Below are 18691 nucleotides of genomic sequence, written 5' to 3'. Positions count from 1 at the left end.
AGATGTGATGTCGCGCGAGCAGGATGTCGTCCAGCAGTGTCCGACCGAGCTGTTCATCGGTGGCAAGTGGCGAGCGGCCGACGGCGGCAAGACGCTCGCCGTCGAGGACCCCTCGACCGGTACGACGCTCGTCGAGGTCGCTGACGCGTCCCCGGCTGACGGGTTGGCCGCTTTGGACGCGGCCGTCGCGGCTCAGGCCGAGTGGGCAGCGACCGCACCACGAGAGCGCGGCGAGATCCTGCGCCGGACGTACGAGCTGATGACCGAGCGCGCCGACGAGCTGGCGCTGCTGATGACGCTCGAGATGGGCAAGCCGGTCGCGGAGTCCAAGGGCGAGATCGCGTACGCCGCGGAGTTCTTCCGCTGGTTCGCCGAGGAGGCCGTCCGGATCGACGGCGGCTACCAGATCGCGCCGAACGGCCAGGGCCGGTTCCTGGTGATGCGCCAGCCGGTCGGGCCGTGTCTGTTGATCACGCCGTGGAACTTCCCGGCTGCGATGGGCGCCCGCAAGATCGGACCGGCGGTCGCCGCCGGCTGCACGATGGTGATCAAGCCTGCCGCGCAGACGCCGCTGTCGATGCTGAAGCTGGCCGAGCTGATGACCGAGGCCGGGCTTCCGGCCGGCGTACTCAACGTCATCACGACCAGCGATTCCGGCGGCGTGATGGAACCGCTCATCCGCGACCCGCGGGCCCGCAAGCTGTCCTTCACCGGCTCGACACCGGTCGGCCAGAAGCTGATCGAGCAGTCCGCCGAGCAGGTGCTGAAGACCAGCATGGAGCTCGGCGGCAACGCGCCGTTCCTCGTCTTCGAGGACGCCGACCTGGACAAGGCCGTCGAGGGCGCGATGCTGGCCAAGATGCGCAACGGCGGAGAAGCCTGTACGGCGGCCAACCGGATCTACGTGCACTCGTCGGTGCTCGACGCCTTCGCCACCAAACTGACCGAGAAGATGGCCGCGCTGAAGGTCGGTCGCGGCACCGAGGACGGTGTCCAGGTCGGCCCGCTGATCGATGCCAAGCAGCGGGACAAAGTCAAGGACCTGGTCGAGGACGCTGTCCAGCAAGGCGCCCGGGTGCTCACCGGCGCGAATGTTGCCGAGGGCAAGGGATACTTCTACCCGCCGACCGTGCTCACCGACGTACCGAAGAGTGCTCGCCTGCAGAAGGAGGAGATCTTCGGCCCGGTCGCGCCGTTGACCGCCTTCGAGACCGAGGACGAGGCGGTCGCGATGGCCAACGACACCGAGTTCGGCCTGGTCTCGTACCTGTTCACGCGCGACCTCGGCCGGGCGCTGCGGGTCTCGGAGAGGCTCGAGACCGGCATGATCGGCCTCAACCAGGGCATCGTCTCCAACCCGGCCGCGCCGTTCGGCGGCGTCAAGCAGTCCGGCCTCGGCCGCGAGGGCGGCACCGTCGGCATCGACGAGTACCTCGAGGTCAAGTACGTCGCGGTGAACCTGGACTGACTACTCGGTCAGCCACTGCTTGATCGTGTCGTCGTCCGGCCGGGGCGACGTGCCGATCGCGTGCGGGACGAAGCGGGCGTAGTAGTCGGTGATCGGGCCGTCGGACTCGCGGACCATCATCCCGGCCGCGGCGCCGTCGACGATCCAGCTGCCGATCACCGCCCGGTTCCCCTCGTACGACGGCAGCGGGCTCCACTCCTGGTACACCATCGAGTCGGTGTCGTACGGCCCGTCGTGCACGTGGTCGTCGCCGCCGATGGTGTGGATCCGGATGTTGCTGCCCTCGCGCCCGTGCAGCGGTTTGGCGACCCATTCGAGCAGGTCACCAGGGTTGTCGAAGTACGCCGGCAGCAGGTTCGGGTGATCGGGATACAGCTCCCAAAGGATCGGCAGGATCGCCTTGGTGGACAGCATCGTCTTCCAGATCGGCTCGATCCACTGCACTGGCTCGCGCTCCATCCCGGCCAGCAGGTACCGCCCGAACTCGTCGTCGAGCATGTCCTCCCACGGGTACAGCTTGAACGCGGTCCGGATCTTGCGGCCGCCCCAGTCGACGAACGCGCGCTGGGCCGACTCCCAGCCCATCTCCTCGATCTCGTGCCCGTACGTCGCGAGGCCGGCCATCGCCGCCGTGTCGCGCAGGTAGGCGACCGTCATCGCCTCCTCGCCGGTGGTCTCCGCGCCGGAGTTGAAGAAGTGCGCCTCGTTGCCCGGGAACCGGCCGGCCGCGCGCTGGTCGCCCCACCACTGCACCAGCCGGTCGTGCACGGAGTTCCACTGGTCGGCGTCGGGGAAGATCTCCTCCAGCCAGTTCCACTGGATCACCGCGGACTCCAGCAGCCCGGTCGGGGTGTCGCCGTTGATCTCCAGCATCTTCGGCTCGACACCGTTCCAGACCAGGTCGAACCGCGCGTACACGGACAGGTCGTCGCGCTTCAGCGACTCCTGCACCAGCGGCAGCGTCCCGGGCGCGAGGCCGAGCTGGGCGTCACTGAACCGGTCGCCGGCCGCCATCACCGACGCGGCGTGCTTGCACATCGCGTAGAGCTCCTCGGTGACCTCCTCGAGGTGCAGGACCTCGTCCATGGTCACCTCGTACCAGGCGCTCTCGTTCCAGTACGGGCGTTCGGTGCCGTCCGGCATGTCGGTCATCGGGAAGACCAGACCCTGCTCGACGACCTTGTCCCGCCAGTCCGGCCGGGGCTTGATCGAGTGCCGCCACATCAGCCGCCAGAGCTCCCCTTGCCCGATTTGCCGAAGCCACCCCGCGAGATCGTGCCGATGTCGCCGCCCTTGGTGTCCAGTCCGCCGCGCTTGATCGTCGGGCTCCCGCTGCCGCCCTGGCTGGTCCGCGGGATCGTGTACGTCCCCTGGCCGGTGTTGTACCGCCCGCCGATCGGCGGGACCAGACCGCCGCCACGCGTCGCCATGTAGAACCAGAAGAAGCCGGCGCCGGACCCGGCGCCGTTGTACTCGCGCTCGTCCTTGCAGTTGGTGTCGTCGGTGCGCTGCTCGGTCTGCGGGTCGACGCAGATCGCGGCGTACTCCGGCTGGTCGTCGTCGTTCGAGCACCCGGTCAGCGAGGCCGCGACCAGCGCGGTCAGGCCCAGCGTGATGCCCGCACTGCGCATCCGGCGTTCGCTCATCGTCGTCCCTCCCCTTCGGCGGGCGGCTTCATCGAGAACATCACCGCCGCGCCCACCACCATCGTCACACCCACCACAACCAGTGGACCGGTGCCGACGTCGGCCACGGCCAGCACCAGCACGGTCACGAACGAGAGCACGGCCAGCGTGGGCACCACCACTCGCTGGACGACCCGGCCTTGTAGCTGGCCCTTGAAGTAGACCGGGACGGCCAGGGCCGTCGCCACGTAGTACAGCGAGACCAGGATGGACACCGCGGCGACGGAGTCGGCCAGTACGGCGTCCGAGGTCAGCACGAGGGTCACGTAGATCAGCACGCTGGCCGTCGCGAACACCCAGGTCGACACACTGGGCGTGTGGTAGCGCTTGGAGATCCGCGCGAACCGGCCGGGGAACGCGTCGCGGCGGGCCATCGACAGCATGGTCCGGGCGGTCGGAAGGATCGTCGTCTGGGTGGATGCGAGCGCTGAGACCAGTACGGCGGCGATCAGGAGCTTGCCGCCCGCCGTACCGAGCAGGTCTTCACCCAGTACGGCGAGGAAGTCGTCGTCGGCGATGCCGGCCAGCTGGCTGGTCCCGGCGTACGCGACGGCGGCCCAGGCCACCACGACGTACAGGACGACCAGGATGCCGTTGGAGACCAGTGCGGCGATCGCCGGAGTGCTGCGCGGGTTGCGGGACTCCTCGTTGACGCTGAACGACGAGTCCCAGCCCCAGTAGAGGAACACCGCGACCAGTACGCCGGCAGCCCAGTGGCCTTGGCCGGTGTCGGAGAAGGCCGGGATGCTGAGGCTGCCGGCCTCGCGGAACGCTCCGACGACGAACCAGAGCAGTGCGACCAGCTCGATCGACAGGAGCAGCAGCTGGGTGCCTGCGGCAACGCGGACACCGCGGTAGGCGAGCAGGGCCATGCCGAGGATGAACACCGTGCCCAGTGCGGCCTGGGCGAGCCGGGAGTCCTCTGCACCGTCCAGACCGAGCAGTGCGTAGGTGTAGACCGAGGCGACCTGCGCCAGGTTGCTCATCACCAGCACACAGGCCATGACCGTGGTCCAGCCGACCATGCGGCCCACGCTGAGTCCGAAGGCCTTCTCGGTCCAGGGGAACGTCGTACCGCAGTCCGGCTCGGCCTGGTTGAGCTCCCGGAAGCAGAGCGCCACCAGCACGACCGGTACGGCGCTGACGGCCAGCACGATCGGTGCGGCGGCTCCGGTGTACGCGGCAAGCAGTCCGACCGACACAGCCAGCGAGTACGCCGGTGCGGTGGAGGAGACGCCGATCGCCGTACCGGCTCCGACGCCGAGGGCGTCACGGCGCAGGTTGCGGCCGCGTGACCGCGACTCCGTCGTCGTCACAGTGCCCACCCTTTTGGTTGCCGGTCCATGTCGTCAGCCCAGAGTGCCACCCCGGCCGGGTCGCCGCTCCACCGACTGCACGTTGTGACGTGATCAGGGCTTCATCAGTTCCGTCACGGTGACGAACTCGTAGCCCTTCGCACGCAGCTTGGTGACGATCGGGACGATCGCCTCGTCCGTGTACGGCGCGTTGTCGCCGCCGTGCATGTGCAGGACGACGATCGAGCCGTTCCGGGCGTGCCCGAGGACCTGCTTCACGATGCGTTGAGGGGACTTCGCGAAGCCGTCCGCGCCCGGTACGTCGAGGCCGACCGCGGTGACGCCGGCCGGGGCCAGCTCGTGCAGCGCCGTACCGTCGTAGCAGCCGCCGGGGAAGCGGAACCAGCGCGTCGCATGCCGGTCGAGCTTGTCGAGGATCGTGACGGCCCGGCGTACGTCGGTGAGCATGTCGGGCTTCGCGACCGTGCCGAGGGTGTAGCAGTGCTTGGTGAAGGCCCGGTGGTCGTAGGTGTGGGTGCCGAGCTCGAAGAGCGGGTCGGCGGCGAGCTCGCGGGTGCGGTCCGGGTACTGCTCCATCCACAGCCCGGTGAGGAACAAGGTGGCGGGGACCTTGAGCTCCCTGAGGTGCTTGAAGAGGGCGTCGTTGTAGTACGACGCGACCTTGCCGTTGGTGAGCCGGCGGCGCATCGCGGTGGTCAGGTCCGCGTCGAACGTGAGCGCGATCCGCGGCCGGTCCCGCGGCCCGTGCTGCACGATCGGCATCAGATTCCGCTCGCGCGACTCACCTGGTCTGGTGGTCGGCGTCGGCTTCGGGGTGGTGGGCCTCGGTGTCGGCTTTGCTGACGGGGCGGCCGGTGGAGTCGGCGTTGGTGCTGCCGTTGGTCGGGTGTCCCCACAGCTCACCAGTAGTGCCGCCACAACCGCGCACAGCGCAGCAAACGTCCATCCTCGTGCCCCAGTCACAGGACACGAGTATGCGTCACTCCACGGTCAACGTGAGCTGCTGGATGCCCCAGTTGTCGGCCGCCGGACCCGGCGGGAACCAGACGTCGACGATGTCGTCCTTGATCCAGCTGCCGATGTCGGCGGCGTAGCAGTGCCCGTACCCCGGCACGAAGAGGCGGGTGCCCCACGGGACGATTCGAGCGTCCACCGCGCAGATCCCCGTCCCGGCGTTGTAGCCGAGCGCGGTCTGCGCGACGTCGTTGTACGCCGAGACGCGGTAGTTCGTCAGCGTCGTCCCCTTCGCCAGCGCGAACGGCGCCAGCCGGTTGGACGCGTTCAGCCGATACGACGTACTGATCTGTCCGATCGATGCGGCCGCGGTGTCCTCGGCAGTCATCGCGTACAGCTGGTAGTGCGCGCCCGTGCACGGGTTGGCGTCCGTCACGGTGAGCGTCGGCTGCCCCCAGTCGCTGATCCACTGCAGGGCTTGCCCGTTCTTGAACGCCCGATAGGCCTTGGCGCCGGCCACGCGGCTGAAGGTGAACGACACCTTGCCGTCGGCACCCAGCCCGCCGTTCACACCACCAGGCGCCGGCAGCCTGCCACTGACGTCGTACGCCGGCGCTGTCGTCCCGTTCCCATGCCCTCCGGAGATCGGCCGGGTAGGAATCGGGCCGGTGTAGAAGTGCTGACAGCTAGGCAGGGCCTGCGCCGCAGCCGGCGCGACCAACAACGCGCCAACGCTCACCACAACAACCGAAACCGCTTTGAGAACAAGGCTTCTGGGCATGACGATCAGACCTCCAGGTGGGGGCGGAACCATGAGGTGTCAGCACCAAGTAGGCGGCCCGTTCAGCCTTTTAGTCAAGGTCTCGACGTAACTGCTTCCAGATACCAGCGCAGGGCTTCCGCGAGGCTGTCCGGGGTTGCCCAGCCGTTCACCACGGCCAGCAGTTCGAAGTACCGCTCCCGCCGTACGTCGGCCGCCAGCTCCAGCCGATCGACGTCAACCGCCCCGATCGCCTCCAGGTACTCGCCTGCCTCCGCCGACCGAGGATCAACCCCTCGCGCCAACGCCGGCTCCACCGCGCGACGGACCCGGGCAACCTCGTGCGGTCGAAGGCCGTCGCTGATGTACCCGTCGGTCAGCTCGCGCATCAACTCCGGAACCCGGAGTCCTGCGCCAGTTCAGCCAGCTGCACCCAAGCCTCGAGCTGCTCGACCGAGGCTGACTCCGGCAACTCCGGCACCATCGACTGCCGACCCGCCGCGAGCACCGGCCGGTCCTCCGCGAAGACAGAGCCCAGGAACTCGTCGACCAGCGCCGTCCGCCCCGCGGCAGGCAGGTCGGCCAGGCGCTGGAGCTCGGCAAGCCGCAGCGGTGAGCAATCCTCGGTCGCCGTCAAGGGCGGCTGCAGGCCGGCCCGTACGACCGCCTGCCGGAGCCGGAGGCTGCGGATCTGCACCTCCAGGGCCTCCGCCTCGGTGGCGAGGACCTCGGCCAGCGGCGTCTCCCGGTCCAGCACCTGCTGGATCGTCGCCAGCGGCAGGCCGAGGTCGCGGAGGGTGCGGACGAGCTCCAGCCGGGCCACCGCCTCCGCGTCGTACCGGCGGTAGCCCGCGGGGGAGCGGGTCGAGGGCACGACCCCTTGATCGGAGTAGAAGCGGATGGTCTTCACACTCAGGCCCGTCCGCTGGGACAGTTCGCCGATCGAGTAGGTCATGCCCTCTACTGTGCGGTCTCCACCCAGGGGAGACTCAAGCCACCAGGTCGTTGGCCGAGCGGAGGACCGGTACGCCGACCTCGGCCGGCGCGGAGGCGCCGGTAACGTGGAAGGTGTGGGTGTCGCCCGCGGACAGCGTGATCAGGCAACTGTCGACCTTCGCCGCCGGGTCGAGGCGGTCCGGGAAGAGGGCCAGGTCCTTGGCCAGCGCGGTTGCCGTGACCGTGACGTCGTAGCCACCGTCGACAGCCGCGACCGACGCCGTGTAGGCGTCACCGGCCAGCTGCAGAGACGTGTCCTCGACGAAGTACCAGTACGCCGCACTGCCGTCCGCGCCACGCACCTCGATGTACTCCGTGGTTTCGGAGCCCGCCTTGGTGATCGACTCCGGCAGCGAGTTCAGCACCGCGGACCGCGGGCCGACCTCGAGTGCGAACGTCTCCTGTGCCAGCACCGCCCCGCCCGCGGAAGTGCTTCGCCGCGCGACAGTGATCGACGTCGACCAGGCCTCGTCCGTGTCGTTGTGTCCGGCAACGACCAGCCCGTCCTCGCGCGGCTGCACGGTCAGCAGACGGTCGGCGTACGCGTGCTTCAAAGCGAACCACAGCGGCTTGCGGTGCCCGTGCCCGTCGACCGCGGCCCAGGAGATCACCGGCCAGTTGTCGTTCAGCTGCCAGACGATCGTGCCGGTGTTCAGCGGGAACAGGCTGCGCCAGTACTCGACGCCGTAGGCAACGGCCCGCGCCTGGTTGAGCTGCGTGGTCCAGTGCCAGTCGTCGATGTCCTTCCACATCGGCAGGTGGTCGCCGAGCCCGCGCTCCAGCTTGAGGTTGCCCTCGAACGCCTTCTGGTGCACGAGCATCTGCTCGCCGTACGGGTCGAGCGGCTGGTCGTGCACGACCGACGTCAGCGTCGACCAGGCCGGCGGACCCTGGAACCCGAACTCCGACACGAACCGCGGCTTGTACTTGCGGTACGTCGAGTAGTCGACCTGGTTCCACACGTCCCAGACGTGCATGGTGCCATTGCGCTCGTCGTTGGGGTGGATGAAGTGGTCGTAGGAGTACGGGCTGCCCTGCGAGTACGGCGTGCGCGGGTCGAGCTCCGCGACGATCTTCGGCAGCAGGTCGAAGTAGTAGCCCTCGCCCCACGTCCGGCCGCCGAGCGGCTGGCGCCAGCCCCACTCGACGTAGCCCCAGATGTTCTCGTTGTTGCCGTTCCAGACCGCGAGGCTGGCGTGCCGGCTCAGCCGCGTGACGGCCTGCCGTGCCTCGGCCTCGACCTCGCTGCGGAGCGGCTCGTCCTCCGAGTACGCCGCGCAGGCGAACAGGAAGTCCTGCCAGACCAGGATGCCGAGCTCGTCGCAGACGTCGTAGAAGTCGTCGGTCTCGTAGATGCCGCCGCCCCAGACGCGCAGCAGGTTCATGTCGGCGTCGACCGCGTCGGTGATGCTGCGCTCGTACGTCGACCGGTCGAGCCGGGTGACGAACGCGTCGTCGGGGATCCAGTTCGCGCCGCGGACGAAGACCGGCTTGCCGTTCACCGACAAGACGAACGGGCCGCCGTGCTCGTCCGGCGCGACGTCCATCGTGATCGTGCGGAAGCCGACCCGGCCGGTCCAGCCGTCGGTCTGCTCACCGGCACTCAGCGACACCGTCACGTCGTACAGGGGCTGCTCGCCGTGCCCGCGCGGCCACCAGCGGTCGACGTCGGCGATCGTTGCCGAGACCTCCGCCTCTTCGGTGCCCGCGGCAACGGTCACCTCTGTCGTCGTACCGCCGACCTCGACGGTGATCGTCGCGTCCGAGGTGAACCCGTCGGCCCAGGTGAGCGCGACCTTGGCGTCCAGTACGCCGTTGTCGCCGTCGAGCCCGGCGAGCGGCCGGACGGAGTCGATCCGGACGCCGGTCCAGGACTCGATCCGGATCGGCTTCCAGACGCCGACCGTGGCGACGTCCGGTCCCCAGTCCCAGCCGAAATTGCTGGCCATCTTGCGGATCGCGTTGTACGGGTGCAGGTTCGTGTGCGGCCAGAGCCCGAGCTGCTCGGCCAGTCGGTCCGCGGTGTCGGCCGGGCCGGCGAACTCGATCACCAGCTCGTTGCGTCCAGCAACGAGCAGCGCGGTGACGTCGAACCGGTACGCGCGGTGCTGGTTCCAGGTCTTGGCGATCTCGGTGCCGTTGAGCGTGACGGTCGCCGCGGTGTCGAGGCCCTCGGCAACGAGTTCCTGGACGGCGTGACCGTCGGGCTCCCAGTCGAACTCGGTCCGGTAACTCCAGGTGGTCCGGCCGATCCAGTGCAGCTTGCCCTCGTTGTCACCGTCGAACGGGTCGGGGATGACGTCCGCCGCCAGCAGGTCGGTGTGCACCTCGCCCGGCACGGTCGCGGCGATCGGCGCGGTCAGGATCGCACGGTGCCCGTCGGGCACCGGACCTTCGACGGCGCGCACGGTCCACGCGGCACCACCAGCGGTGGTGAGCGGGACATGACGAGGAGAAACGAGGTTCACGAGGGGTCTCTTTCAGGAGTTACTTAACCGACTCAAGTAAGCGTAGGCCCGGTGCTTCAGGAAAAGACAGTGCGCTGCCAGAGATCGGCCAGCAGGCGGTGGCCCGCAGCCGTCGGGTGCACGCCGTCGTCGGCGAGCGTCTCGGGTCCGACCTCGGCGGCCAGGGCGTTGAACTCGACGTCGGCGGGGACCAGCAGGGCGCCGTACTCGGTCGCCAGCCTGCGGACGACCTCGAGCTTCGGGTCCAGGTCCTCGCGCCAGCCGTGCTGCTCGTCGTCCACCGGGACGAGGAACGGCTCGACCAGCACCAGCCGGGTCTGTCGTAGGGGATCGAGCAGTTTGCGGTACGACGCCTCGAACGACTCCGCCGAGGTCGGGTCGTCCTCGTCGTAGCGCCGCCAGGTGTCGTTGATCCCGATCAGGATCGACACCAGGTCGGGAGCGTGGGCGAGTACGTCGGTCTCCCAGCGCGCGACGAGGTCGACGGCGCGGTGGCCGCTGATCCCGGCGTTCACGATGCGCGGGCCCGGCAGGGCGTCGTACAGGAACTTCACGTAGCCGTCACCCAACCCGGCCGGATCGGTACGCCGGCCGCAGTCGGTGACGGAGTCCCCGGCGAACACGATAGTCCGCCGGGGATCCAGGAGGTTGTCCGTCATTACAGGGTGGCCGCGTTCACGTCCCAGTCGTCCGGCAGGACCGGAGCGAGCTCGACCGTGCTGGTCACGTCCACGAACGCGCCGGTGTCGATCGACTCGGTGATGGAGGCCATCACGTCGACGATGTGGAACGCCAGCGCACCGGTGGCCCGGTGCGGCCGGTCGGCGCGGATCGCCCGCGCCATCTCCAGTACGCCGGTACCGCGCTCGGCCGTCGCCTCGGTGGTGGTGACCGTCTCCCAGTCGTCCCCACCGCGGCGGCGGATCTTGATCTCACCGTCGAACCGGTTCGGGTCCGGTACGGCGAGCGTCGCCTCGGACCCGGTGATCTCGACGAACCCGGCCCGCGGCAGCGGCGAGTCGAAGCTGAAGATGCTCTGCGACGACTGCCCCGACTCGAACCGCGCGATCGCGCTGACGTGCGTCGGCACGGTCACGTCGAAGTCGGTCCCGGCGAGCGGGCCCGATCCGATCGTGCGCTTCTCGCGCGACTTCGAACCCAGACCCGCGACCGCCGCGACCGGGCCGAACAACTGCACCAGCGTGGTCAGGTAGTACGGGCCGATGTCCCACAGCGGCCCGGCGCCTTCTTGGAACAGGAACGCCGGGTTCGGGTGCCAGGATTCGGGGCCGGGGGACTGCATCAGGGTGAGCGCCGTCAGCGGCGTACCGATGTCACCGTTGGCGATGATCCGGCGCGACTGCTGCAGACCCGGTCCCAGGATGGTGTCGGGTGCGCAGCCGAGCCGCAGCCCGGCGTCCTGGGCGGTGGCGAGCAGCTTGAGGCCGCTCTCCTGGTCGAGCGAGAACGGCTTCTCGCTCCACACGTGCTTGCCCGCCGCGATCGCCGCCAGGGCGACCTCGACGTGCGCGACCGGGATGGTCAGGTTGACGACGATCTCGACGTCGGCGTTGTTCAGCACGGCCTCGGGGCCGCCGTGCGCCGCGATGCCGTACTCCTCGGCCTTCGCCTTGGCCGCCTCCGGGCGCAGGTCGCCGATCGCGACGACCTTCAGGTCCGGGAAGCTCTGCATGCTCTTGATGTAGGCGTCCGAGATCACCCCGGCGCCGATGACGCCTACGCCGACCGAGCTCATGCCTGGTCCTGCCCGGTGAGCCAGCGGAAGCTGCCCTCGACGGCGTCGAAGATCTCGCCGGTGAAGTCGTCGAGCTCGACCACGCGCAGCGCCGTCGGGGCCGCGGCCAGGATGTCGTTGACGGCGATCGTGCCGTCGCCGACCGCGACCTGCGCCTTGTTGTCCAGGGTGCCGTCGCCGTCCTTGACGTGCAGCGCCTTCACCCGGTCACCAAGCCGGCCGAGCAGCGCCGGTACGTCGGCGCCGCCGACGGCGGCCCAGTACGTGTCGACCTCGAGGATGACCTCGTCGTTCAGGTTGTCGGCGAGGATCTCCAGGGCGTGCACCCCGTCGATCACCGACTCCAGCTCGAAGTGGTGGTTGTGGTAACCCACCGTGATGCCGTGCTCGGCGCCTTCCTTGGCGGCGGCGTTCAGGCCCGCGGCGATCACCTTGATGTCGTCCGCCGCCTGCCAGCGCGCCGGGTCCGTGTGCGGGTCGATGACCGTACCGATGCCCAGCTGCTTGGCGGCCTCGAAGATCGGGCCGCTCTCGTCACGCAGCAGCCCCGCGTGCGTGCTCGGCGCCGACAGACCGTACTTGGGCAGCGCGTCGGCCAGCTGGGCGGCCAGATTCACCAGACCGAACGGCTCCACCTTGGTGTAGCCGATCTCCGCGATCCGGGCCAGGGTGGCGTCGAAGTCCTCCTCCAGCTTGTACCGCACGGTGTAGAGCTGGAGGGACAGGTTGTCCACTGCGACCATTCTTCTCTCCTCGTCGCCAAGACGCCTCCGCTGCCCAGAGACCCCTCAGCATGCTTGACCGAACCGGTTAAGTACCGTCGGCAGACTATCCCAAGACTCCCCTCCCGGACCAGAGTCGAACCACCCTCTGGTCACCACCGGCAAACGCTTCCCACAGACAGAGCGGAAAGAAACAGCAGTAACACGAGGGCGACAGGCAAGGAGACGCACGAAGGAAGAGACAGGGCGAACCGAAGAGCCAGAACAAGAGCGAAGACAAGAAAAGAAGAGAAGTGATGGGGACGGTGCGTCCGCTGTGGTGACCGAGGTGCCCCGCCTCAGGTTGCCTGTGGTTGCTGTCGGTGAGGCTCTGTCAGGAGCGGTCCCGCTCAAAGGTCACGAACAGACCGCCGTACGTCTCGGCGTTCGTGCCGGGGACCATGTGCACGAGCTTCCAGCCGGTTGATGCCCACGTGTTCGCAACGTTGTCAACGTTCGGCAACTCCTGCGGAGATCCGGCTTCCTCGCTGATCCACTGCGACACCCACAGAGTTCGGTACTCCTTCATAGCGCCACCTTCTTGTTGTTCGCCGGCTGCTCAGGGAAACCCGGGGCTGCGCTCCACGCTGCTTGAGCTGCCTTGGTGTCCGTCGTGCAAGATTGCGGCAACGAGAGGCGGCCAGGCGTGAGGCCGGCGTGCATCGCGTGCAGCACCGGGTGGTCTCGGCGACCACGCACGAGACCGGCTGGAAGGTCGTCACCCGTACCGCGCCGCCCGCACTGCAGTGGGAACTGCTCTCAACCTGGGTGAGGAGCCGGCTCGAGGACGTGCGGATCACGTAGGCGCGCATGCGCAGTTCCTCCGTACTCCGGCCTCCGATGGCCAGGCGAGACCGACCCTCGCACCAGCACAGCTCGACGGCAAGACGCCGGTGCTGCAAACCCTCGTGCCTAAGTTTGCGCGAGTGCCAGCCTTGGAGCGCCCCTGGTGACTCCTACCATCGTCATTCGGTCGGCTTCGGGTGCTTGGCGCGCAGAATGTTCAGCAGCTCGGGGTCGGCGTAGATCTGGGCGGTGTTGCGCCACTCGGTGATCGTCTGGAGGACGGGCGCAGGGGAGCCGGCCTCGGCGCCGGCGCTCAGCACATCGACGAACTCGTGGAGGAACGCGAGCTGGTCGTCAGCGGGGAGCAAGCGCACCCACGGGAAGACCTCGGGCAGATGAGTGCGGCCTCCTGTAGCTCCATGCCGCAACGTTAGTCGTGCGGGAGCGGATCGCAGGAACCCCTGGCTCTGCTACCTGAGGCGGGGCGCCTGCGCTCGCCACCGCGGTGGTCCGACTCGATCTTGTCTTTGGGTTGTTGCTTTGGCTTGTTGTTGCTGTCTCTGGGTGTGGTCGGTGGGTGGCTCTGGGTTTGATCAAATGGTTGCTGTGGGTGATGGAATGCGGTTACCTGCAGACAGACAGTGGGGGGCGGCGCAGAATGTGGGTCTGCCGAGCCGCCCGTCACGGTTCGGTCCGCCCGTTCGAAGGAGGCCGATCGTGGGCCGTGTGACCATCAAGGAGATTGCTCGACGGGCCGGGGTCTCCAAGGGTGCTGTTTCTTATGCGTTGAACAACCAGCCGGGGGTTTCGGAGGCTACTCGGGCTCGGGTGCTGAAGGTGGCCGAGGAGCTGGAGTGGGTGCCTAATCGGGCCGCTCGGCAACTGTCGGCGGCTCGGAGTGAGACGTTCGGGCTGGTGCTGGCTCGGACTGCCAAGACTTTGAGTGAAGAGCCCTTTTATATGGGGTTCGTGGGTGGGGTGGAGTCGGTGCTGGGGGAGAAGTCCTACGCGCTGGCTCTGCAGGTGGTGCCTGATCTGCAGGAAGAGATGGCTACCTACCGGAAGTGGGCTGCGGAGCGCCGGGTCGATGGCGTGATCGTGGTTGATCTTCGGGTTGATGATCCGCGGATTCCGTTGCTCCGGAAGTTGGAGCTGCCGGCGGTGATCGTGGGGGATCCGGTGCTGGCCGACGGGTTGACGTCGGTGTGGACCGATGGGCGGTCGGCGATGAACGCCGCTGTCGAACACGTCGCGTCCTTGGGGCACAAGGCGATCGCGCGGGTCGCGGGGCCGCCGGAGCACGGGCACGTGTGGATCCGGGATCAGGCGTACGCCGCGGTCGGGCGCCGGCTCGGCGTACAGCTGCGCATCCGGCACACGGACTTCTCCGGTGAGGAAGGCGCCGCGGCGACGCGCGAACTGATGACCGCCGAGAAGCCGCCGACCGCGATCATCTACGACAACGACCTGATGGCGGTCGCCGGGCTGTCGGTGGTCAACGGGCTCGGGCTCAAGTTGCCCGACGACGTCACGCTGGTCGCGTGGGACGACTCGGCGCTGTGCCGGCTGACGCACCCGACGCTGACCGCGATGAGCCACAACATCGTCGCGTACGGCGCGGAGGTGGCGACGCGACTGTTCGGTCTGCTCGACGGAGCACCCGCCGCCGCACACCTTTATTCCACGCCAGTCCTAGTCATTCGAGACAGTTCAGGACCGCCTAGCGCCTGACACTTGTACTGGCACGTCAGCCTTGGTGACCTGCACCGGTACGCCGTTCAACGCTGCCGTTCCGCCCAGGGCATCGGTGACGGCGGCGTCGGTGACGTCGTTGACCGAGGCGCCCTTGACCTGGCTGGCGACAGTGAGGTGTACGCCGGGGAGCCCGTGGCCGAAGCCGTGCGGGAGGCTGACCACGCCCGGCATCATGTCGTTGCTGGAGGCGACTTCAACGGAGAGCGAGCCGGCCGCGGAGGTGACCTCGACGAGTTCTCCGTCGGTCAGTGAGCGCTGCGCGAGGTCGGCCGGGTTCATCAGCAGCTGGTGCCGAGGCTTGCCCTTCACCAGGCGGGCCGAGTTGTGCATCCAGGAGTTGTTGCTGCGCAGGTGCCGCCGCCCGATCAGGACCAGCCCATCGGTGTTGCCCAAGGCAACCAAATGCGAAGCGAGTCGCGGCAGGTCGTCGAGGACGGCCGCCTGGGCCAGGTCGATGCGTTTGTTGCGCGTGTACAGCGCTCCAGGGAGCGACGGCTGCAACGGCCCGAGATCAATCCCGCCTGGGGACTTGCGGAGTTTGCGCAGGGACAGTGGGTAGGGACCGATCCGGAGGCCCAGGTCGACGACGCGCGCAGGCGACATCCGGAGTCGCGCAATCGCGAGCAGCTTCTGCCGGGACAACGGACTACGACCTAACAGCTCCAGCCCGAGATCTCTGAAGATCTCCCAGTCGTGGCGTGCAGACTTGTTCCGTGGAAGCGGAGCGGAGTTCCACCGAGCAGTGTTCCGTACGGCGAGCTGGTGGAACGCCAGGTCGTAGTGATCCCGTTCCAACGGCGGCGTAGGCGGCAGGATCACATCCGCATGCCGCGTCGTCTCGTTGATGTAGGGATCGACCGCGACCATGAACTCCAGCCCCGCCAGCCCTTCGTCGAGCTTGCGGCCGTTCGGCGTCGACAGCACCGGGTTCCCCGCGATCGTCACCATCGCGCGGATCTGGCCCTCGCCAGGCGTCAGCATCTCCTCGGCCATCGCCGACGCCGGCAGCTCACCGCCGAACTCCGCCAGCCCGCGCACCCGGCTCTTCCACACCCCGACATGCCCACGCCCGATCCCGCGCAGCGTGTCCACCGCCGGCCGCGGAATCATCGTGCCACCAGGCCGATCGAGGTTCCCGGTGATGATGTTCAGCACCTGCACGGCCCACTGGCACACCGCGCCGAACTGCTGCGTCGACACCCCGACCCGCCCGTAGCAAGCAGCCCGATCGGCTCCAGCGAACTCATCAGCGATCCGTCGAATCACCTCAGCAGGAATCCCCGTAGCGGCAGCAGCCCGCTCAGGCGTCCACTCGGCGACGGCAGCAGTCACCGCATCGAGTCCGTCCACATAAGAAGCCGGCTTCGCGTGCCCGTCCGCGATCACCTGATGAATCAACGCCAGCAGGAAAGCCGCGTCAGTCCCCGGCCGCACGAAGTGGTGCTCGTCCGCGACAGCAGCCGTCTCGGTCCGCCGCGGATCGATCACGACCACGCGACCGCCGCGCCGCCGGAGCTCACGCAGCCGCCGCCCGAATCCAGGCGCGGTCATCATGCTCCCGTTCGACGCCAGCGGGTTCGCGCCGAGCATCAGCAGGTACGACGTACGGTCGATGTCCGCGACCGGCACCATCAACTGGTGCCCGTACAGCAAGTACGACGCGAGCATGTGCGGCAGCTGATCCACCGACGTCGCGCTGAACCTGTTCCTCGTCCGCAGCAGCCGCAGCGCCGTCGGCATGTGGGTCATCGCGCCGAGGCTGTGCACGTTCGGGTTGCCCAGGTACACGCCGACCGCGTTCCGCCCGTGCTCCCGCTGGATCCCCAGCAGCCGGTCGGCCACCAACGCGTAGGCCTCAGACCAATCCATGGGTTCCCAGCCAGAAGCCGTACGGCGCACAGGCGTGGTCAGCCGATCGGGATCCTCCTGCAGATCCTTCAGCGCCACCGCCTTCGGGCAGATGTGCCCGTGCGACAAGGGATCGGACTCGTCGCCGCGGATGTCGGTGACCCGGCCGTCCTCGACGGTCACGAGCACACCGCAGATGGCTTCACACAAGTTGCACGAGGTCCTGCGCACGGTGGCTGCCATCCCGCCAACTTACGCCCGAGTAACCATCCCGACTAGTCGAACCGCGCTTCGTCGAGCCGACCGAGGATCGCGTCCACGGTCTCGTTCGGCGAGAGGTCGGAGTTGTCCAGCCACAACCCGCGCCGCGGGCTGAACGCGTGCAGCTCGTAGTCGAGCTCGTCGACCGACAACCCACCCAGCCGATGCGAGATCACGTCCGGCCGCGGAGTCAGTACGACGAGGTAGCGCGGCCGGCTCTGGATGTTCTCCAGGAACTCGCGCAGCAGCTCGCCGATCACCACGTCCTGCAGTACGACGGTGAAGCCGGCCTGGGCATAACCGTCGGCGGCCTGACAGGCCAGCCGGTACCGCAGTTTCAGCTGCTTCTGGGCTTCTTCGCCGTCGTCGGCCTCGGCCGAGGCCTGGCCGCTGACGATCATCCGCCGGAACACCTCGCCGCGCAGATGGACGCCGTACTGGAATCGTTCGGCGAGCAGTTGCGAGACCGTTGATTTGCCCGCCGCCATGATCCCGCTGACGACGATCACCCCCTCGGTCTGCATAGGGTGGATGGTGCCACGGGGGACAAGGGTTTCGTCAGGGCTCGACCACTGGTTGTCCGGAGTCCGCCAGCAGGTGAGACGGCGTCAGGGCTGCAGCGAGAGGACGTGCGCGGCCAGCACCTGCCGGACCCGGTCCTTGGTCGTCACTTCGGGCTGAAGCGTCACGTGGAAAGAGATCCCGTCGAGCAGTGCGTGCAGCCGTTCGGTCTCCAGTTCGAGGTCGAGGCCGGGACGTAGCCGGCCGGCCGTGGACAGGTGCGTCAGCAGTGAGCCGCACAGGCCGCGCAGGCCGTCGTTCGCCGGACCGAGAAGCTCGCGCAGACCGCCGACGCCGCTCTCGGCCTGGGCCTGCGCGGTGAACGACAGCCAGACGTCGAACTCGGCCAGCCGTTCCGGATCGAGCGGGATCACTTCCTCCAGGTAGCGCAGCACGATCTCGACCGGCGTACCGGTCGGCTCGAGCTGGGCGACCCGGGCCTGCACCCGCTTGGAGACCAGGTCCATCGCGAAGCTGAGCAGGCCTTCCTGGTCGGGGAAGTAGTAGCGCACGGCGCCGGCGGACCAGCCGGCCTCGGCCGCGACCGTCCTGACCGAGGCGGCCCGCATCCCGTCGCGGCGGACCACCCGCCACAACGCCTGGGCGATCTCCTCGCGGCGGGCGTCGTGGTCGACGATTTTCGGCATGGACCCTTTTTAGCACATCTGTGTTATGGTCGATCGTAGAAGTACAGGCGTACCAAATAACCAGGAGGGGAAGATCGTGCTGCTCGCTGTGATCGCCGCGTGTGAGATCGGCTTCTGGGTCCTGCTCGCCGCCGGCCTGCTGACGCGCTACCTGCTGCGCCTGCCCAGGCTGGGGATGGCGTTCCTGCTGGCCGTGCCGCTGGTGGATGTGGTGATGCTGGTCGCCAGCGTGATCGACATCCGGTCCGGCGGTGAGCCGTCGTCCAAGCACGCGCTGGCCGCGATCTTCATCGGCGTCAGTGTCGGGTTCGGGCACCGCACGCTGCAGTGGGCCGACGGCTGGGCCGCGCACAAGCTGGCCGGTGCGCCTCGGCCGTACAAGCCGGCGAAGGGCACCCGCGAGAAGGCGCGGTTCGAGCGCCAGGGCTGGTACCGGCACGTCCTCGCGTACGCCGTGGGCAGCGGCGTGATGCTCGGCCTCGGCCTGCTGTCGGGTCAGGGGTACGACGCTCTGCTGGCTCCGGTAGGGCCGTGGACCATCGTGCTGGTGATCGACGCGATCGTGTCGTTCAGCTACAGCGGTGGCGTGAAGGACGACGCCGAGACCGAACCGCCGCAGAAGATCAACGCCTGACATCCCCCACGAACCCGCCCCGCCACCGTAGATTT

Annotated in this window: 21 protein-coding genes; 4 read left to right on the top strand and 17 right to left on the bottom strand. The window is 68.3% G+C overall.

Going from position 1 to position 18691, the window contains the following annotated elements; genetic code table 11:
* Positions 1-7: 7 nt before the first annotated feature.
* A complete protein-coding gene (locus ACYVIO_RS02915; RefSeq protein WP_460649062.1) occupies positions 8-1468 on the top strand; it encodes an NAD-dependent succinate-semialdehyde dehydrogenase in 1461 nt (486 codons plus the stop codon).
* Here the strand turns inward: ACYVIO_RS02915 and ACYVIO_RS02910 are convergent, their stop codons facing one another.
* The 13 genes from ACYVIO_RS02910 to ACYVIO_RS02850 form a co-directional block, all read right to left on the bottom strand.
* Positions 1469-2692 carry a glutathionylspermidine synthase family protein gene (locus ACYVIO_RS02910; protein WP_460649061.1) on the bottom strand — a complete coding sequence of 408 codons (1224 nt, stop codon included), beginning with the start codon at positions 2690-2692 and terminating at the stop codon, positions 1469-1471.
* Positions 2692-3114 (bottom strand): hypothetical protein, encoded by a 423-nt coding sequence (locus tag ACYVIO_RS02905; RefSeq protein WP_460649060.1) that lies wholly within the window; start codon positions 3112-3114, stop codon positions 2692-2694. Before ACYVIO_RS02905 ends, ACYVIO_RS02910 begins: the two co-directional genes overlap by 1 nt.
* Complete coding sequence (locus tag ACYVIO_RS02900; protein ID WP_460649059.1) at positions 3111-4469, bottom strand: APC family permease; 1359 nt, start codon at positions 4467-4469, stop codon at positions 3111-3113. The genes ACYVIO_RS02905 and ACYVIO_RS02900 overlap by 4 nt, the downstream gene beginning before the upstream one ends.
* Positions 4470-4562: 93 nt before the next feature.
* On the bottom strand, positions 4563-5231 hold the full coding sequence (locus ACYVIO_RS02895) for a polysaccharide deacetylase family protein (RefSeq protein ID WP_460649058.1): 669 nt from the start codon (positions 5229-5231) through the stop codon (positions 4563-4565).
* Between the two features lie 19 nt (positions 5232-5250).
* Positions 5251-5415 carry a hypothetical protein gene (locus tag ACYVIO_RS02890; protein ID WP_460649057.1) on the bottom strand — a complete coding sequence of 55 codons (165 nt, stop codon included), beginning with the start codon at positions 5413-5415 and terminating at the stop codon, positions 5251-5253.
* A gap of 33 nt (positions 5416-5448) precedes the next feature.
* Entirely contained in the window at positions 5449-6162 is a 714-nt protein-coding gene (locus ACYVIO_RS02885) for a 3D domain-containing protein (protein WP_460649056.1), read from the bottom strand.
* 116 nt (positions 6163-6278) lie between these two features.
* Complete coding sequence (locus ACYVIO_RS02880) at positions 6279-6572, bottom strand: hypothetical protein (RefSeq protein ID WP_460649055.1); 294 nt, start codon at positions 6570-6572, stop codon at positions 6279-6281.
* Positions 6572-7138, bottom strand: coding sequence for a MerR family transcriptional regulator (locus ACYVIO_RS02875; RefSeq protein WP_460649054.1), 567 nt, complete (start codon positions 7136-7138; stop codon positions 6572-6574). Before ACYVIO_RS02875 ends, ACYVIO_RS02880 begins: the two co-directional genes overlap by 1 nt.
* Positions 7139-7172: 34 nt before the next feature.
* Positions 7173-9647: a glycoside hydrolase family 2 protein gene (locus ACYVIO_RS02870; RefSeq protein WP_460649053.1), complete on the bottom strand. Its 2475-nt coding sequence runs from the start codon at positions 9645-9647 to the stop codon at positions 7173-7175.
* A gap of 56 nt (positions 9648-9703) precedes the next feature.
* Entirely contained in the window at positions 9704-10306 is a 603-nt protein-coding gene (locus tag ACYVIO_RS02865) for an SGNH/GDSL hydrolase family protein (RefSeq protein WP_460649052.1), read from the bottom strand.
* The gene (locus tag ACYVIO_RS02860; protein WP_460649051.1) at positions 10306-11403 is read right to left on the bottom strand and encodes a Gfo/Idh/MocA family protein; all 1098 of its coding nucleotides are present in this window, start codon (positions 11401-11403) and stop codon (positions 10306-10308) included. The genes ACYVIO_RS02865 and ACYVIO_RS02860 overlap by 1 nt, the downstream gene beginning before the upstream one ends.
* Positions 11400-12146, bottom strand: coding sequence for a sugar phosphate isomerase/epimerase family protein (locus ACYVIO_RS02855; protein WP_460649050.1), 747 nt, complete (start codon positions 12144-12146; stop codon positions 11400-11402). Before ACYVIO_RS02855 ends, ACYVIO_RS02860 begins: the two co-directional genes overlap by 4 nt.
* Positions 12147-12498: 352 nt before the next feature.
* Complete coding sequence (locus ACYVIO_RS02850) at positions 12499-12693, bottom strand: hypothetical protein (RefSeq protein WP_460649049.1); 195 nt, start codon at positions 12691-12693, stop codon at positions 12499-12501.
* 128 nt (positions 12694-12821) lie between these two features.
* On the opposite strand from ACYVIO_RS02850, the gene ACYVIO_RS02845 reads away from it, so the two are divergent.
* Positions 12822-12968, top strand: coding sequence for a hypothetical protein (locus tag ACYVIO_RS02845; protein ID WP_460649048.1), 147 nt, complete (start codon positions 12822-12824; stop codon positions 12966-12968).
* Positions 12969-13129: 161 nt separating this feature from the next.
* Here the strand turns inward: ACYVIO_RS02845 and ACYVIO_RS02840 are convergent, their stop codons facing one another.
* On the bottom strand, positions 13130-13324 hold the full coding sequence (locus ACYVIO_RS02840) for a hypothetical protein (protein WP_460649047.1): 195 nt from the start codon (positions 13322-13324) through the stop codon (positions 13130-13132).
* Positions 13325-13667: 343 nt separating this feature from the next.
* Between ACYVIO_RS02840 and ACYVIO_RS02835 the strand changes: the two genes are divergently transcribed.
* The gene (locus tag ACYVIO_RS02835) at positions 13668-14681 is read left to right on the top strand and encodes a LacI family DNA-binding transcriptional regulator (RefSeq protein WP_460649046.1); all 1014 of its coding nucleotides are present in this window, start codon (positions 13668-13670) and stop codon (positions 14679-14681) included.
* Here the strand turns inward: ACYVIO_RS02835 and ACYVIO_RS02830 are convergent.
* The 3 genes from ACYVIO_RS02830 to ACYVIO_RS02820 form a co-directional block, all read right to left on the bottom strand.
* A complete protein-coding gene (locus tag ACYVIO_RS02830; RefSeq protein WP_460649045.1) occupies positions 14661-16796 on the bottom strand; it encodes a molybdopterin-dependent oxidoreductase in 2136 nt (711 codons plus the stop codon). The genes ACYVIO_RS02835 and ACYVIO_RS02830 overlap by 21 nt on opposite strands.
* 32 nt (positions 16797-16828) lie before the next feature.
* Positions 16829-17338 (bottom strand): AAA family ATPase, encoded by a 510-nt coding sequence (locus tag ACYVIO_RS02825; RefSeq protein WP_460649044.1) that lies wholly within the window; start codon positions 17336-17338, stop codon positions 16829-16831.
* 84 nt (positions 17339-17422) lie between these two features.
* Entirely contained in the window at positions 17423-18022 is a 600-nt protein-coding gene (locus ACYVIO_RS02820; RefSeq protein ID WP_460649043.1) for a TetR/AcrR family transcriptional regulator, read from the bottom strand.
* A gap of 76 nt (positions 18023-18098) precedes the next feature.
* On the opposite strand from ACYVIO_RS02820, the gene ACYVIO_RS02815 reads away from it, so the two are divergent.
* Positions 18099-18656, top strand: coding sequence for a 2TM domain-containing protein (locus ACYVIO_RS02815; RefSeq protein WP_460649042.1), 558 nt, complete (start codon positions 18099-18101; stop codon positions 18654-18656).
* The last annotated feature ends 35 nt before the right edge of the window (positions 18657-18691 follow it).

The sequence above is a fragment of the Kribbella endophytica genome (assembly GCF_054781295.1).
The sequence above is the reverse complement of the archived record's forward strand: the minus strand, read 5'-3'. Positions and strand labels throughout refer to the sequence as shown.

What these genes read in the sequence shown, in the direction of transcription:
- ACYVIO_RS02895 (WP_460649058.1), bottom strand. Translation starts at nt 5,231, where the DNA reads ATGCCGATCGTGCAGCACGGGCCGCGGGACCGGCCGCGGATCGCGCTC.
- ACYVIO_RS02850 (WP_460649049.1), bottom strand. Translation starts at nt 12,693, where the DNA reads ATGAAGGAGTACCGAACTCTGTGGGTGTCGCAGTGGATCAGCGAGGAA.
- ACYVIO_RS02905 (WP_460649060.1), bottom strand. Translation starts at nt 3,114, where the DNA reads ATGAGCGAACGCCGGATGCGCAGTGCGGGCATCACGCTGGGCCTGACC.
- ACYVIO_RS02830 (WP_460649045.1), bottom strand. Translation starts at nt 16,796, where the DNA reads ATGGCAGCCACCGTGCGCAGGACCTCGTGCAACTTGTGTGAAGCCATC.
- ACYVIO_RS02890 (WP_460649057.1), bottom strand. Translation starts at nt 5,415, where the DNA reads ATGGACGTTTGCTGCGCTGTGCGCGGTTGTGGCGGCACTACTGGTGAG.
- ACYVIO_RS02910 (WP_460649061.1), bottom strand. Translation starts at nt 2,692, where the DNA reads ATGTGGCGGCACTCGATCAAGCCCCGGCCGGACTGGCGGGACAAGGTC.
- ACYVIO_RS02855 (WP_460649050.1), bottom strand. Translation starts at nt 12,146, where the DNA reads ATGGTCGCAGTGGACAACCTGTCCCTCCAGCTCTACACCGTGCGGTAC.
- ACYVIO_RS02915 (WP_460649062.1), top strand. Translation starts at nt 8, where the DNA reads ATGTCGCGCGAGCAGGATGTCGTCCAGCAGTGTCCGACCGAGCTGTTC.
- ACYVIO_RS02860 (WP_460649051.1), bottom strand. Translation starts at nt 11,403, where the DNA reads ATGAGCTCGGTCGGCGTAGGCGTCATCGGCGCCGGGGTGATCTCGGAC.
- ACYVIO_RS02880 (WP_460649055.1), bottom strand. Translation starts at nt 6,572, where the DNA reads ATGCGCGAGCTGACCGACGGGTACATCAGCGACGGCCTTCGACCGCAC.
- ACYVIO_RS02825 (WP_460649044.1), bottom strand. Translation starts at nt 17,338, where the DNA reads ATGCAGACCGAGGGGGTGATCGTCGTCAGCGGGATCATGGCGGCGGGC.
- ACYVIO_RS02865 (WP_460649052.1), bottom strand. Translation starts at nt 10,306, where the DNA reads ATGACGGACAACCTCCTGGATCCCCGGCGGACTATCGTGTTCGCCGGG.
- ACYVIO_RS02875 (WP_460649054.1), bottom strand. Translation starts at nt 7,138, where the DNA reads ATGACCTACTCGATCGGCGAACTGTCCCAGCGGACGGGCCTGAGTGTG.
- ACYVIO_RS02820 (WP_460649043.1), bottom strand. Translation starts at nt 18,022, where the DNA reads ATGCCGAAAATCGTCGACCACGACGCCCGCCGCGAGGAGATCGCCCAG.